10 protein-coding genes are annotated in these 14,369 nt (G+C 72.7%); 3 read left to right on the top strand and 7 right to left on the bottom strand.

The window, feature by feature from the left end; all coding sequences use genetic code 11:
- Positions 1-43: 43 nt before the first annotated feature.
- The 4 genes from AC3ET4_RS02180 to AC3ET4_RS02165 all read right to left on the bottom strand — a co-directional run bounded on the left by AC3ET4_RS02180 (position 44) and on the right by AC3ET4_RS02165 (position 3,983).
- Complete coding sequence (locus AC3ET4_RS02180; RefSeq protein WP_431945225.1) at positions 44-1,099, bottom strand: hypothetical protein; 1,056 nt, start codon at positions 1,097-1,099, stop codon at positions 44-46.
- A gap of 353 nt (positions 1,100-1,452) precedes the next feature.
- Entirely contained in the window at positions 1,453-3,333 is a 1,881-nt protein-coding gene (locus AC3ET4_RS02175; RefSeq protein ID WP_431945223.1) for a transketolase, read from the bottom strand.
- A gap of 95 nt (positions 3,334-3,428) precedes the next feature.
- Positions 3,429-3,596, bottom strand: coding sequence for a hypothetical protein (locus tag AC3ET4_RS02170; protein WP_431945221.1), 168 nt, complete (start codon positions 3,594-3,596; stop codon positions 3,429-3,431).
- 30 nt (positions 3,597-3,626) lie between these two features.
- A complete protein-coding gene (locus AC3ET4_RS02165; RefSeq protein ID WP_431945219.1) occupies positions 3,627-3,983 on the bottom strand; it encodes a PRC-barrel domain-containing protein in 357 nt (118 codons plus the stop codon).
- Between the two features lie 214 nt (positions 3,984-4,197).
- Between AC3ET4_RS02165 and AC3ET4_RS02160 the strand changes: the two genes are divergently transcribed.
- On the top strand, positions 4,198-5,610 hold the full coding sequence (locus AC3ET4_RS02160; RefSeq protein ID WP_431945217.1) for an RtcB family protein: 1,413 nt from the start codon (positions 4,198-4,200) through the stop codon (positions 5,608-5,610).
- 30 nt (positions 5,611-5,640) lie between these two features.
- Here AC3ET4_RS02160 and AC3ET4_RS02155 read toward each other — a convergent pair whose 3' ends face one another.
- From AC3ET4_RS02155 to AC3ET4_RS02145, 3 genes are all read right to left on the bottom strand, one after another.
- Positions 5,641-6,084, bottom strand: coding sequence for an archease (locus AC3ET4_RS02155; RefSeq protein WP_431945215.1), 444 nt, complete (start codon positions 6,082-6,084; stop codon positions 5,641-5,643).
- A 48-nt stretch (positions 6,085-6,132) separates the two neighbouring features.
- Positions 6,133-7,284, bottom strand: a complete 1,152-nt coding sequence (locus AC3ET4_RS02150; RefSeq protein ID WP_431945213.1) for a methyltransferase — start codon at positions 7,282-7,284, stop codon at positions 6,133-6,135.
- 226 nt (positions 7,285-7,510) lie between these two features.
- Positions 7,511-8,407 (bottom strand): SCO4651 family lipoprotein, encoded by an 897-nt coding sequence (locus AC3ET4_RS02145; RefSeq protein ID WP_431945211.1) that lies wholly within the window; start codon positions 8,405-8,407, stop codon positions 7,511-7,513.
- A gap of 1,005 nt (positions 8,408-9,412) precedes the next feature.
- Between AC3ET4_RS02145 and AC3ET4_RS02140 the strand changes: the two genes are divergently transcribed.
- Together AC3ET4_RS02140 and AC3ET4_RS02135 are read left to right on the top strand one after the other, a co-directional pair.
- Entirely contained in the window at positions 9,413-10,144 is a 732-nt protein-coding gene (locus AC3ET4_RS02140; RefSeq protein WP_431945209.1) for a DUF7873 family protein, read from the top strand.
- A 943-nt stretch (positions 10,145-11,087) separates the two neighbouring features.
- Complete coding sequence (locus AC3ET4_RS02135; protein WP_431945207.1) at positions 11,088-14,366, top strand: GH92 family glycosyl hydrolase; 3,279 nt, start codon at positions 11,088-11,090, stop codon at positions 14,364-14,366.
- Positions 14,367-14,369: the final 3 nt, after the last annotated feature.

Below are 14,369 nucleotides of genomic sequence, written 5' to 3'. Positions count from 1 at the left end.
TCCCCGCCGTGGCGGCACGGCGGGGACCTCGTGAAGGGGCGGCTCAGACGGCAGCGCGGGTGCGCTGCTTGGCGGCGCTGATGACGTCGGGGCGGCGGCGGTGCTGCCGCTCGTAGTCCATGACCTGGCGGGCCACCAGCGGCTCGGCACCGCGCAGTCGCCCGGTGATCTGATCCGGGCTCATGGTGTCGTAGCCGGGCCAGGGCTGGTTGCCGCGCAGGTTCTCGATGGCGTTCAGGATGCCGACCCGGTCGCCGTGCTCGCGCTCGTAGTCCTCGATCAGGGAGAGGTCCGCCTGCGAGAACAGGCGCAGCCGCTGGATGATCTCGGCCACGGGGAGCCGGTCGTAGTCCGCGAGAGGCAGGTCCACGTTCCGGTCCATGGGGGCGTGGGCCCGCGGGGCCCTCGCGGCCGGGCGAGCGGCGTCGCCGCCGGCGGGGCGGTGCGCCGGCTCCCCGCCGCCCGCCCAGACGGTCTGCAGCCGCTGGGCGGTGGTGCGCACCGTGCGGACCGCGGCGTCGGCGATGCCGACCGCCCCGAGGGAGCGGTGACCGTTTCCGGCCGCCGTGGTGGCCACGGCCAGCGCCTGTTCCTCCACGCCGGACTCCAGCTCGCGCAGCAGCTGCTCGTCCTGCCGGCGCAGCGTGCTCAGCAGCGCGGAGGCGCGGTCGTCCTGGGCGAGCGTGGCGATGCTCTCGCCCGCGCGGCAGGCGGCCAGGGCCCGCGCGGTGGCGGCGTACTCGTCCTCCGCGTTCTTCAGCAGCCGGTGCTCGTCGGCGCGCGTCATACCCGGCAGGACGTCGCGGACCATGCGGGCACCCATGTGCAGGGGCGCCATCGCCGTGCGGAACGCGCCGGCCGAGGCGGTCAGGACCATGTCGCCGGTGTCCCGGAGCAGGTGACGCGGCCGCATGCCACGGAGGTACGCGTCGATGCGGGCGATGTGCTGCTGGGTCTGGGCGGCATGACGTTCCAGGGTCTGCCGGTGGGGACCGACCGGGGCTTCGGCCATGTCGGCCCGGAACCGGTCGACCACCGCGGCGTGTGCCTCCCGCACATCCTCGAGCGCGGGTATGAGCGCGTCCGTCGTCAAGGTCATGCCTGCTCCCTCGTGGGGTTCGTGGCGGCCGGGAAGGCCGTCCTGGCGTGCGGCGGCGCCGCCGGATGGGCGGGCACCGGCACCAGCCTGGGCGAACCTGACGAAGATCGCCCGGCGAGCGCACGCGGCTCCGGACGTGCGTCGGCGTCCCCGCGCCGCTCTCCGGAGGGGAGCCGGGGGGCGCCCGGCGGGCGGCCCGGTTAGCCCGTCCCGGTGACGGGCCGCGGGGCGCGGGAGTCCGGCGCGGGGGGCCCTGGGAGCCGAGTGGCGTCCGCCGCGCCCGGGGGCCCCCGCGTCTCCCAGGGCCCGCGGGCACACCGGCCCGCCGCCAGGCGCTAGGTCGTGCCCCTCGGTCAGCCGGCGGCCAGCCGGCGCGCGGCCTCGGCGATCTGCGTGCGGGAGATCCCGGCGGCGTCCAGGAGTTCCTCGGCGGTGCCCGATCCCGGCAGGTCGCGGACGGCCAGGTGCACGAAGGCCGGGCCCGCCCGCCGCGCGGCGAGGGCGGACAGGACGGCCTCGCCCAGGCCGCCCTCGGGATGGTGGTCCTCGGCGACGACGAGGGCACCGGTGTCGCGGGCGGCGCGCGCGAGGGTGTCGGCGTCCACGGGCTTGACCGAGTACGCGTCGATCACCCGAGCCGAAATGCCCTCGCCCGCCAGCGCGTCGGCCGCTGCCAGGCACTCGTGCAGCGTGACCCCGGCCCCGACGAGCGTGACCCTGTCGTCCCCGGACTCCCGCAGGGTCTTGGACCCGCCGACGGGGAAGGGCTCGTCGGGCGCGTACAGGACGGGATAGGCGCCGCGCGTGGTGCGCAGGTAGGAGATGCCCGCGAGGTCGGCCTGGGCGGCCGTCAGCGCGGCGGCGGAGGTGGCGTCGCTCGGGTACAGCACCGTGGAGCCGTGGACCGCGCGCATCATCGCCAGATCCTCCACGCCCATCTGCGACGGCCCGTCCGCGCCGATCTCCACGCCGCAGTGGCTGCCCGACAGGGCCATGGAGATCTGGGAGACGGCGGCCATGCGGATGAAGTCGTGGGCCCGGGTGAGGAAGGCCGCGAACGTCGCGGCGTACGGGCGGTAGCCGCGCACGGCCATGCCCACGGCCGAGGCGATCATCTGCTGCTCGGCGATGTAGGTCTCGAAGTACCTGTCGGGGTACGCCTTGCCGAAGTCCTCCGCGTGCGTGGAGTTGCCGACCTCGGCGTCGAGGACCACGACGTCGGGGCGCGCGCCGACGGCTACGAGCGCCTTGCCGAAGGCGACCCTGGTGGCGACCGCCTCCCCGCGCCGGAAGTGCGGCAGGTCCACCGCCGTCGCGGCGGCCCTGGGGGGACGCGGCGCGGCCTCGGGCGGCCGCGGGCCGCGGACGGTCAGGTGGCGCAGCCCGCCGAGTTCCTCGACGGCGCGTTCGGCGAGGTCCGGCGGCAGCGGCTTGCCGTGCCAGCCCTCGTGGTCGGCGACCTCCGGGACGCCCTGGCCCTTGACGGTCCTGGCCACGACGACCGTGGGCGCCTGCCCGTCGGCGGCGGTGGTCAGCGCCCGGTCGACGGCCTGCAGGTCGTGCCCGTCCACGATCAGGGCGCGGCAGCCGAAGGCCTCGACGCGGCGGGCGTACGCCTCGGTGTCCCACTCCAGTTCGGTGGGGCCGCGCTGGCCGAGCCGGTTGACGTCGACGATCGCGACGAAGTTGGGCAGTCGCCGCTGACCGGCCTTGTCGAGGGCCTCCCAGACCGAGCCCTCGGCCATCTCGCTGTCGCCGCACAGCACCCACACCCGGTACGGCTCGTGCTCCAGGTCGCGTCCCGCCGTGGCGATGCCCACGCCGTAGGCGATGCCCTGGCCCAGTGATCCGGTGGCCACGTCCACCCAGGGAAGGACGGGGGTGGGGTGGCCCTGGAGGCGGGCTCCGAAGGTGCGGTAGGTCGTCATGAGCTCGTGCTCGTCGACGGCGCCCGCGGCGCGGAACATGGCGTACAGCAGGGGAGAGGCGTGTCCCTTGGAGAAGATGAGGTGGTCGTTGGCCGGGTTCTCCGGCTGGTGCCAGTCGTACCGCAGGTGACGTGCCATCAGCACCGCCATCAGGTCGGCGGCGGACAGACTGGAGGTGGGGTGGCCCGAGCCGGCCGCGGTACTGGCCCGCACGGAGTCCACCCGGAGCTGCTGGGCGAGTTCGAAGACCTGTTCCAGGTCGCTGTCGGGCCCGACCGGGCGGGCGGCGGCTTTCTGGTCCGTCATGGCGGATTCCCTCTTCGACGGAGGACTGCGCGTACCTGGCGTCTGCTACCCACCGGTTCGAGTGGCATTCGCCCCGCAAGGGCGGCCGCGCCGGTTCAGCGCAGGGGGCCGCTGTGCTTCGACCGCCACCGCACCCCGAGGTAGACCAGGGCGAGCAGGAAGACGACGATGCCGATCACCAGCAGGTAGAGCAGGCCCTCGGCGACCACACCGATCAGGCCCAGGACCACGGCCACCAGGAGCAGGAACAGGAAGATCGCCATGGCAGTGCACACCTCCTCGCGACGCGGGCCTCAGCGCCGGGCGAGCTTTCGTTCGCCGCCGGCGCCCGGGTGGTAGGCCATGTCGTAGTACTGGAAGATCTCCCCTTCCTGTTCGACCGGCAGGACGTCGTCCATCCCGATGGACGGCGCCTTCCTCACCAGCCCTCTGGACTGGGCGACCTGGACGTACCCGGGCCCCACGACGGCGTCGTCGAGGGGGACGAAGACCAGTCGCCGGTGCGTGGGCAACCCCGTGCGCACCGTCGCCATGGCAGGCTCGTCGGTGGCGGTGTCGACGTAGACCGCCTCCAGTGCGCCGATCTTGTGCCCCTTGCGATCGATGACGTCGCGGTCGCGCCACTCGCGGATGTCGGCTGAATGGATCATGCGCTGCTCCTCGGGTGGAGCGCCGGACCGCGCCGCGCCCCGGCGCTGCTCCGGGATCGCGCCGGCCCAGCCGTCGCAGGTGAATGCGTTCCTGCCTGTTCTCTCATGCTACGTCGGAACCGGGATGCGCACGGGCCCGTTTGCCGGCCTTCGCCCCGGCAACGTGACACCTTAGAGGCGCGGTCGCCTGCCGACGGGGCCCCTGGAGGCCGAGATGGACGTCGTCGAAGAGCACCCCCACCGGTTCCGCATCGACCGCCGGCCGCCGATGCGCGTGCCAGGCGTCGTCTTCGCCTCCCGCGACCTGATCGGCCATGCCGGCAAGGCCCTGGAGCAGGTCGTCAACGTGGCGGCGCTGCCGGGCATCGTCGGCGCCTCGTACGCCATGCCGGACGTGCACTGGGGCTACGGCTTCCCCATCGGAGGCGTGGCCGCGACCGACACCGCCGGCGGCGGGGTGGTCTCTCCCGGCGGGGTGGGCTTCGACATCTCCTGCGGCGTACGGCTGCTGGCCGCCGACTGCGACCGCGCGGCACTCGGGCCCGCGCTGCCGGCCGTCATGGACGCGCTGGGCCGGGACACCCCCCGCGGCGCGGTGACCGGAGCCGTCTGGCGCCTGGGCAGCGACCGACTGCTCGAACGCGTGCTGGAGGGCGGCTCCCGATACGCCGTGGAGGAGGGGCACGGCGAGGACGGCGACCTGCGGCGCTGCGAGGACCACGGCACCGTGGCCGACGCGGACGCCGGCCAGGTGAGCGCACGCGCTCGCGAACGCGGCCTCGGCCAGGTCGGCAGCCTCGGCTCGGGCAACCACTTCCTCGAGGTGCAGGAGGTCGCCGAGGTCTACGACGCACCGGTCGCCGCCGCCTTCGGCCTCGCCCTCGGCCAGGTCTGCGTGATGATCCACTGCGGTTCCCGGGGGCTGGGGCACCAGATCTGCTCCGACCACGTCCGGACGATGGACCGCGCGATGCGGCGGTACGGCGTCCAGGTCCCCGACCGGCAGCTCGCCTGCGTCCCCGTCGACTCGCCCGAGGGGCGCGCCTACCTCGGCGCGATGGCCGCCGCGGCCAACTACGCCCGGACCAACCGCCAGCTGCTGGGCCAGCTGTCCCGCCGTGTCTTCCGCCGCGAGGCGGGTGCCCGCCTCACGCTCGTCTACGACGTGTCCCACAACCTGGCGAAGATCGAGGAGCACGAGGTGGACGGGGCGCCCCGCACGCTGTGCGTGCACCGCAAGGGAGCCACCCGGGCGCTGCCGCCCGGCCATCCGGACCTCCCCGCCGACCTTCGCGGCGCCGGCCAGCCCGTCCTCATCCCGGGCACCATGGGCACCTGTTCGTACGTCCTCACCGGCGTCCCCCGGGGCGACGCCTTCCACTCGACCTGCCACGGCGCCGGCCGGGAGAAGAGCCGGCACCAGGCCGCGCGCGGCGTCAGCGGCAGGGAGCTGCGGGAGCGGCTGGAGGCCCGCGGCATCGCGGTGCGCGCCTCGTCCTGGCGCGGCCTCGCCGAGGAGGCTCCGGAGGCCTACAAGGACGTCTCGGCGGTGGTGGAGGCGAGCGAGGGCGCGGGGCTGTGCCGCAGGGTCGTCCGGCTGGTGCCGCTCGGTGTGGTGAAGGGCTGACCGCTGCGCGGCCGCTCCTGGAAGTCGCCGTCAGACGTCGACCGTCGCCGCGCAGGTCCACCCGTAGGGGCCGGGCGCCAGGTGGAGGTCGCCCAGCGAGACCGCCTTCGGCACCGCGCCGACGACCTCGACCGATGCGACGTCGGCCACGGCCATCCGTACGTCCAGGCCGCCGTCGTCCGCCTCGGCCTCGAGGTCGACGGGCACCTCCCCGTGCACCTCGAGCCGGAAGATCACCTCGTCGAGGATGTCGGCCAGCAGATCGTCGTCGGCGCCCTCCGCCAGCGCGATCCGCCGCACGTACGCCGGCCGCACCCCTGCGACGTCCGCGAAGCACTCGACCAGCCCCAGCACCGCCTCGACCAGGCACTGCTCCCTGGTCGCCCCCCATGCCTCGATCCGCACGTCGGCGGTGTGCGGCACCCCACGGTGCCCGCCCGTGACCGTTCCGCCGCCGTACGCCTCGTCCGCCATGGGGAACGCCTGCCCGCTCCACGCCGCATCAAGGCTGCGGGGCCCGCCTCAGCGCCGTACGGCCCGCAGGACGACGAACTTCGGATTCGACGCGACGACCTCGCAGTTGCCGAACAGCCGCCGCAGGCGCACGTGGTAGCCGAGGTGCCGGTTGCCGATCACCAGCAGCTCGCCACCGGTCCGCAGCGCGGACCGGGCGGTGACGAACATGCGCTGGGCGGTCGCGGCGGTGACGGCCTGGTGGGAGTGGAACGGCGGGTTGTTGAGGACGAGATCGGCGCCTTCGGGCCCGACGGCGGCCACCGCGTCGGCCGCGTCCCCGACGAGGAAACGGGCCCGGCCGGCGGGGCCGGCGTTGTCGCGGAAGGTCTCCTCGGCGGAGGCGACCGCCTGGTGCGACTCGTCGACGAACAGCACGTCGCTGTCGGGGTTCGCCAGCGCCACCGCGGTGCCGACCACACCGTTGCCGCAGCCCAGGTCGACCACGCGGTCAGGGCCCTTGCGGTCCGGCAGGTGCTCGAGCAGGAAACGGGTGCCGATGTCGAGGTGGTCGGCGCAGAACACCCCCGCGTGATTGGTGACGGTGCGACCGGACAGCGGGCCGATGCCCTCCGGCAGCGCGTACCGCAGCGGCCACGGGTTCGCGCCGGGAGACAGCGCGGGATCGGGCGTGCTGAAGATCAGCCGCGCCTTGCGCACCGCCGGCGAGGTCCGGGTCGGCCCGATGATCCGCTCGAACAGCCGCAGCGTGGACGTGTGGATCTCGGTGACCATGCCGGTTCCCACGACGACCGTGCCGGGGTGGAGCGAGGCCGCCAGCCGGTGCAGTTGGTCCTCCAGCAGCGCGAGGCTCTTGGGCACCCGGACCAGCAGCACGTCGATGCGGGCGGGCGGCTCGTCGCGCGTGGTCAGCAGGCGCACCTCGGCGTCCGGCGCGTTGCGCCGCAGGTTCGCCCGGGTCGCCTGCTGCCCGAGGTGGGAGTCGGTGATCTGGGTGGGACGGTGCACGGCCAGTGCCGTGGCCAGCGCCCCCCAGCGGTCGCCCAGGACGACGGTCGCACCCGTCAGGTCCGTCCCGCTCTCGAAGAGGTGCCGCAGCAGGTAGTCGTCCGCGGCGTCCCATGCGCGCAGTGTCTCCCGCGGATCCGCGGGGAATCGGGTCAGTTCGAGTGCGCCCCACGGCGTGCTGAAGAGGTTCATCGCCCCCTCAGGGTACGGGCTGCGGCACCGCCTCCGGTGCCAGGCCCCCGCTCGCTCACGGCCCGGCGTACGGCTTCCCGCCGGTGGCCGCCGCCGCCGTGCTCCACGGCGGGCCGGGCGATGCCGTGCTGGCAGCGCTCGCTGCTGCGCGGCACCCGGTCCGCCACGGCGCCGGCGTGCCGGTGGGAACGCGCGGCGACGCGAACCCACCGGCACGCCGAGAGGATCAGCCCTGGGCGGCGTTCTGCATCATCTCGGCGAGCGTGGTCACGTCCTTGGCCGCGGGCGCCTCGACGGTGGCCGTCCGGGTGTAGCCGGAGTACACGATCGTCACCTTGGACGTGCCCTTGGCGGTGGAGCCGGACTCCATGGTCTTGACGGCGAGGTCGTCGGCGCCGATCCACACCTCGATCTTGACGGTGGCCTTGAGTCCGGTGGTGTGCAGTTCCTTGATGTAGGCGTCGCGCTCGTCCTTGCTGATGACCTTGAGGACGGCCGAGTCCGCGGCCAGCTTCTTGATGTCCACGGTGCCGGCGTAGTGGGTCGCCTCAGCACCGGCCACCTGCTCCTTGCCCACCTTGGCGAGGTCGGTCGCGGTGGACAGGGCGGCAAGGCTCGCGGCGGGACCGTGCGGCAGGTCGTCGGCGGGGTTGTCCTCAGCGGCGGAGCCGTCGAGCTTCAGCCACTTCTTGCCGCCCGCCATCTCGACCATCTCGCCCGCGACCGGGAAGTACACGCTGCCGTTCGCCATCGTCATGTGCACCTTGCCGTCCGGGCCGGCCATCTCCCGCAGGTCGGGGTCGGAGCCGGCGTCCATGCTCAGCTCGGCCCCCTCAGAACCCTTCTTCCAGCTCAAGGTGCCCTCGGCCTTGGTGTTGCCTTCGCCAGGCTCGACGGAGTCGACGGAGACCTTGGCGGAGGCCTGCTGCTCCACCGCCTTGGCGGCGTTCCGCATCCGGTCGGCCGGGGCGACCTCCTTGGCCGCCGGCTTGACGGAGTTCTGCACGGAGCTCTGCGTCGACTCGGCCTTCGGCGCGTCCGTCGTTGAGTCACCACAGGCCGCGAGACCGAGCGCGAGCGTGCCGGTCATAGCGGCGATCGCCAGAGAACGACGAACGTACATGGGAAGTTCCCCCCAGGAGGCAAAGATTGTGCAACGATCAACTGCTGCGAACGATACATCAGCGGTCGGACACCCGTTCCGCACGAGTGATCGACGTCGGCGGGTGACGTCACCGCTCAGGGCGCCGCCGCCGCGACCGCGGCCGGCGAGTCGCGACGGGCGGATCTCTCCCGCGCCCCGCCGGCACCGCCGGACGAACCCCACCCGCGCCGAAGCAGCCGGTGCGCAGCCGCCGGACCCGCAGGCTCGGCGCGCTGCGGTCCGTCCGCCGGCGAACCACACCGGGAAGGGCTTTCCGGACGCAGCGCATGCCTCACCGCGTCGCTCGCCTGCCCGAACCGGCGGGTGGCGTCGATCCGGCAAGTATGCCGCAGCCGATCCCGTCGAGGATCCGGGCCGGGCACGGGTGGCCGGTCCGTACCGGCGGAGGGGCCGAGGTGCCGGCGCATCGGGGCCGGTGCCGTGGCCGATGCGGCCGAACCGCCACCCGCTCGCCGGTCCGGCCGCAGGGCGATGCCGCCGCGTACCCTGCGGGCCACGCCGGTTCACCCCCTGCGGCCGGGGCCCGTGGCCGTCGCCTCCTGCCCTGGCCACCCGTCCGGCCCCCGGGCGTCGCGGTCGGTGGTCTCCTCCACCGCACCGCGGCCAGGAATCCGCAGCCCGCGTTGTGCACCACCCCGTCCGTCCGGCGAGATCCTCCCCGGCGACACCGTCCGCGACCGGGCGGCGCCGACATCGACATCAGGACGGTACGGCGCCCAGGTGCCCCGTGCGGAGCCGCAGTTCGCACGGCTCGCCCAGTCGACGCGAGCAGCCGCTCGGGCGAGCGTGCTCGTCGCCGCGACGCCGTCCCCGCGCTCCAGCAGGGCTTGCGGGCTCGCCTCCGACACAGACGCTGTTCTGGGGGCAGTTCGCGGAGCACAGGCTGCGAAACCGTCCCGCGGGCGATCGAGACGGTCGGGAAATCGGGTGTGTGTACGCACACGGCACTGCTAGTTTGACGATGTGCCGAAGCTCAATCAGATCATCGCCGTGGAAAAGGGCGTCAAGTCCAAGTCCCTCCAGGAACTGACCCAGGCCCATCACGACGTCCAGAAGCCCGCGCTGCTGGCCGGGATCTCGCGGACGTACCAGCCCAAGGACGAGGAGGGCGAGCAACTGCCCCCCGAGTCCACCCGGGTCCAGGTGAAGGCCGAGGACGTCCTGCACGCGGTCGGAGGCACGCTGACGCGGCTCTTCGACGTGACGGCGACGAAGGACTGGGCCAACCGCACGGCGGCGGCGGACGTGGTGGTGGACGGGCGGGTGCTGCTCGCCGAGGTCCCTGTCCCCTATCTGCTGTTCCTAGAAAAGCAGTTGACCGACCTGCACACGTTCGTACGCAAGCTGCCGGTCCTCGACGCGTCCGAGTCGTGGAACCCGGACCCGTCGACGGACTGCTGGAAGACCGACCCGGTGCGGACGATCCGCACCAAGAAGGTGCCCCGCAACCATGTGAAGGCCGAGGCCACCGAGAAGCACCCGGCACAGGTCGAGGTGTACTACGAAGACGTCCCCGTGGGGTACTGGACGACCGTGAAGTTCTCCGGTGCGCTGCCGGCGCGGCGGGTGAACGAACTGCTCGGCAGGGTCGAGAAACTGCAGCATGCCGTCAAGTTCGCCCGCGAGGAGGCCAACAGCGCGGACGTCGCCGACCAGCGGGTGGGGGAGGCGGTCTTCGGCTACCTGTTCGGGTAGCCCCATCAACGCCCCTCGTGAGAGCGAGGGGTGCGCCGAGAGCGCAAGCTGACACTGACGTTGAAGCTCACCAGGGGTGACAGTGGGGGTTCGAATCCCTCCCCCGGCATCACGCGCCGGGGTGGCCCAACCGGTAGAGGCAGCCCCCTGAATCTCAGACTCTCGCTCCAGTTTCAGCATTCGCCGCCGAACACCGGATCGACCGAGTGCGGACGATCATCGACGGATGGGGGTTCGAGTCCCCTCTGCGCCTCTTCGCGGCGCGGTAGTTCAAAGGTAGAACGCGTCGATCTCACGATGATCCGCGGCTCTTAAACGCCGCCGGTGTGCGCAATTGGGTGGCACCACAGGAGCCCGGGCAGCTGGATATGCTCCCGGGCTCCGTCACTTCTCCGTACAGTCGGAGGCGGGTGCCGGGGGCGGTCATCCGGAGAGTGGAGAAGTCCAGCGGCGTGCCGGGAGGCGCGAGGAAGTCCAGCGGCGTGCCGGGAGGCGCGAGTCGGCGTCGGGGCGTCGAAGGCCGAGCGTTCGGGCGGCGGGAACAGGTCTCCGTCACGTGAGGCCGTGCCGCTGGTGCGATGTTCCGCCACCGCTGCGGCTGGGCCGGCGTGGGACGCGCACCTGGTTCATCGCGCCGTCGCTGACGCGGGACTGCCATCGGCGCCGACTCCGGGCGACGACGGTGCCGGGACGGCGAACGTCCGGACGTCGGCCGGCGGTGCGGCGGTGCGAGCGTGCGGGGCTTGTGTGGCGGAACCGTGGTGCGACGACAACGTTGTCAGTCAGCAACTGGCCGTGACTATACCGGCCGTAGCGGCAACGTTGTCAAGGGAGTTGAACTGCGCCCGCCAGGGTCTTCCGGTGCACCGGTGGGGCGCGTTAGGGTCCCCGAGGCTTGTGTGACCCGTGGTGCCCGACCCGTCCATGAGAGAAGGGCCCGCGTATGCGTTTGCGTCCGACGTCCGTGCTGCTTGCCGCCGTCCTGGCGGTCGGCGGCGCCACTCCCGCCCTCGCGGCGCCCGCCGCGTCGCCACCCGAGCTCGTGAAGGACCCCACCTCTTACGTGGACCCCCTGATCGGCACCGCGAACGCCGGCAACGTCTTCCCCGGTGCCGTCGTGCCGTTCGGCATGCTCTCCTGGAGCCCCGAGACCACCCGTGGAGACGCCACCCGCACCACGGCCCCCGGCGGCTACCACTACGACACCCCCCGCGTGCGGGGCTTCAGCCTCACCCACATGTCGGGCACCGGATGTGCGGGCGGCAGCGGCGACATCCCGTTCCTCCCGTTCGCCGGGGAGGTCACCTCGTCGCCCGCCGCGGACACCAAGGACGCGGTGTACGCCGCGGACTTCAAGCACACCGACGAGACCGCCGAGCCCGGGCACTACAAGGTGGGCCTGTCCTCCGGCGTGACGGCGGACCTGACGGCCACCACCCGCACCGGTTCCGGCCGCTTCACCTTTCCGGCGGACAAGCCCGCCTCGATGCTGATCCGCACCGCCAACTCCGAGGTGGGCGCGACCGATTCCACGGTGAGGATCGACCCGAAGACGCGCACCGTCTCCGGTTCGGTCACCTCGGGGAACTTCTGCGGCTACATCGACCCCGAGGGCCGGCGCCCCTACTACACCCTCTACTTCACCGCCCGCTTCGACCGCTCCTTCAAGGAGACCGGCACCTGGCAGGACGACAAGATCACCCCCGGTTCCACCAGTGCCTCCGGCGGCACCGGCGGCTTCGCCGACGGCGGGTTCCCGGTGGCCGGCAAGGGCGCCGGCGGCTGGGTGGAGTTCGCGCCGGGCACCGGACCGGTGAACGTCAAGGTCGGCATCTCCTACGTCAGCCAGGCCGGCGCCGAGGCCAACCTCGCCGCGGAGAACCCGGGGAACCGGTCCTTCGACTCGGTGCGGGAGGCGGCCCGCCGCGCCTGGCGCGACCGGCTGAAGGCGATCAAGGTGGGCGGTGGTACGGACGCCGAGCGCACCACCTTCTACACCGCCCTCTACCACGCGATGATCCACCCCAATGTCATCAGCGACGCCGACCGCAGGTACCGCGGCAGCGACGGCGAGGTCCACACCGTCGGGCGCGGCCACGACGCCCAGTACGGGACCTTCTCCGGGTGGGACGTCTACCGCTCGCAGGTGCAGCTGGTCACCCTGCTGAACCCGCGCACGGGCTCGGACATCGCCCAGTCCCTGTACGAGCTCGCCCGGCAGAACGGCGGCGTCTGGGACCGCTGGCTGCACGGCGCCTCCGGTACGCACGTCATGAACGGCGATCCGTCGCCCGCCGCGCTCGCCGGGATCCGGGCCTTCGGCGGCAAGGACTTCGACCTGCGCGGCGCGCTGGACTCCCTGGTGAAGGCGGCGACCGTTCCGACCGAACGCGACCTGTCGCCGGCGGGCAAGCCGGTCCTCTCCGTCGGCCAGCGCCCGTCCCTGGACAAGTACCTGAAGCTGCACTACATGCCGTCCGTCTCCAACGCCTGGGGCGGCGCCGCCGAGACGCTGGAGATGTCGGGCGCCGACTTCGCCCTCTCCCAGCTCGCCACGGCCGCTGGTGACAAGCGCACCGCCGCCGACTTCGCCAAGCGCTCGCAGTGGTGGCAGAACAACTTCAACATCGCCGCCGACCCCAGCGGCGGCTACATCGCCGACCGCGCGGCGGAAGGCAGCTGGGTCACCGGGTTCACGCCCGCCACCGACAACGGCTTCGTCGAGGGCACCGCAGCCCAGTACACCTGGATGGTCCAGCACAACCCGGCCGGGCTGTTCGCCGCGATGGGCGGACGCGACAAGGCCCTCGCCCGGCTGGACTCCTTCTTCCACAACGCGGACGGCAGCTGGGCCTTCACCGGCAGCGGCGGCGCCAAGTCGGCGATGGACAACGAGCCGTCGATCAACGTGCCCTACCTGTACGCCTACGCCGGCCGGCCCTACAAGACGCAGGAGACCGTCCGGGCCGCGATGAGCGTCCTGTGGTCCACGAAGCCGGGCGGCATCCCCGGCAACGACGACCTCGGCGCGATGTCGTCCTGGTACGTCTTCTCGGCGCTCGGCATGTACCCGCAGGTGCCCTCCCGCGCCGAACTCGTCCTCGCCTCACCGCTGTTCCCGCGAATCGAGATCGACCGCCCCGCCGGGAACGACATCTCCATCCGCGCCGAGGGGGCGGCGGCCGACGCGCCGTACATCCGATCGCTGAAGGTCGACGGCCGTGCGAGCGACCGCCCGTGGCTGCCCGCCTCCTTCGTCGAGAACGGCGGCGAGCTCGACTACGAGCTCTCCCGTGCTGCCGACCCCGCCTGGGGTGCGGACGCTGCCGACGCGCCTCCCTCCTTCCGGGAGGGCGAGCAGCCGTACCAGATCGGCGTCGGCCCGACCTCGGCGACCATCGCGCCGGGCGGCAGCACCGAGATCGGCATCCGTGCCCTGGCCCTGAGCGGCGGCGCGGCGCCGCAGGTGCGCTTCCAGGTCACGGCGCCCGAAGGCGTCACCGCGTCCCCCGCCGAAGGCGTGTTCACCGGTGGCGAGCAGTCGATCACCCTGTCCACGGCCGAGGACGTCCGGCAGGGCTTCTACGACGCCAAGGTGACGGTGGCCTTCGGGGACACGTCCTATGAGCAGCCTCTGTCCTTGACGGTGGCCGCCCCCGGCTCGCTCGTCGCGGCGTACAACAGCAGGGGGATCTCGGACGACTCCGGCGACCACGCCGAGGCGAACTACGACGGCGGTGGCTGGAGCTACTCCCGCCAGGCCCTCGCGTCGGCCGGTCTCACCCCGGGCGCGCAGGGCAGTGTCACCGGTGGCCTCGCCTTCACCTGGCCGCAGTCTGCGGCGGGCCGTCCCGACAACGCCGCGGCGACCGGCCAGTCCATCGCCCTGCCCACGCCCGCCTCGCGGCTGTCGTTCGTCGGCAGCGCCGTCAACGGCGACCAGCAGGCGAGGGCGACCGTCACCTACGACGACGGCAGCACCGGCTCGGTCGACCTGTCCTTCACCGACTGGACGATGTACGGAGGCGGAAGCACCGTGCAGTTCGGCAACGAGGTCGTCGCCAGGACCGACTACCGCAACAAGGTCGGAGAGGACAAGGACCCGGTGGCGACGTACGTCTTCGCCACCAAGCCCTTCGCCGCACCGGAGGGCAGGACCATCACCCGTGTGAAGCTTCCCGACAACGTGAACCTGCACGTCTTCACCCTCGCGGTGAGCTGATCG

The organism is Actinacidiphila sp. bgisy167 (assembly GCF_057707665.1).
Note: the sequence above shows the minus strand (reverse complement) of the source record. Positions and strands in the feature narration are given on the sequence as shown.

Bases quoted from the DNA above. Each gene is read 5' to 3' on its own strand.
- AC3ET4_RS02180 (WP_431945225.1), bottom strand. From the start codon at position 1,099: ATGACCTTGACGACGGACGCGCTCATACCCGCGCTCGAGGATGTGCGG.
- AC3ET4_RS02175 (WP_431945223.1), bottom strand. From the start codon at position 3,333: ATGACGGACCAGAAAGCCGCCGCCCGCCCGGTCGGGCCCGACAGCGAC.
- AC3ET4_RS02170 (WP_431945221.1), bottom strand. From the start codon at position 3,596: ATGGCGATCTTCCTGTTCCTGCTCCTGGTGGCCGTGGTCCTGGGCCTG.
- AC3ET4_RS02165 (WP_431945219.1), bottom strand. From the start codon at position 3,983: ATGATCCATTCAGCCGACATCCGCGAGTGGCGCGACCGCGACGTCATC.
- AC3ET4_RS02145 (WP_431945211.1), bottom strand. From the start codon at position 8,407: ATGTACGTTCGTCGTTCTCTGGCGATCGCCGCTATGACCGGCACGCTC.
- AC3ET4_RS02160 (WP_431945217.1), top strand. From the start codon at position 4,198: ATGGACGTCGTCGAAGAGCACCCCCACCGGTTCCGCATCGACCGCCGG.
- AC3ET4_RS02150 (WP_431945213.1), bottom strand. From the start codon at position 7,284: ATGAACCTCTTCAGCACGCCGTGGGGCGCACTCGAACTGACCCGATTC.
- AC3ET4_RS02135 (WP_431945207.1), top strand. From the start codon at position 11,088: ATGCGTTTGCGTCCGACGTCCGTGCTGCTTGCCGCCGTCCTGGCGGTC.
- AC3ET4_RS02155 (WP_431945215.1), bottom strand. From the start codon at position 6,084: ATGGCGGACGAGGCGTACGGCGGCGGAACGGTCACGGGCGGGCACCGT.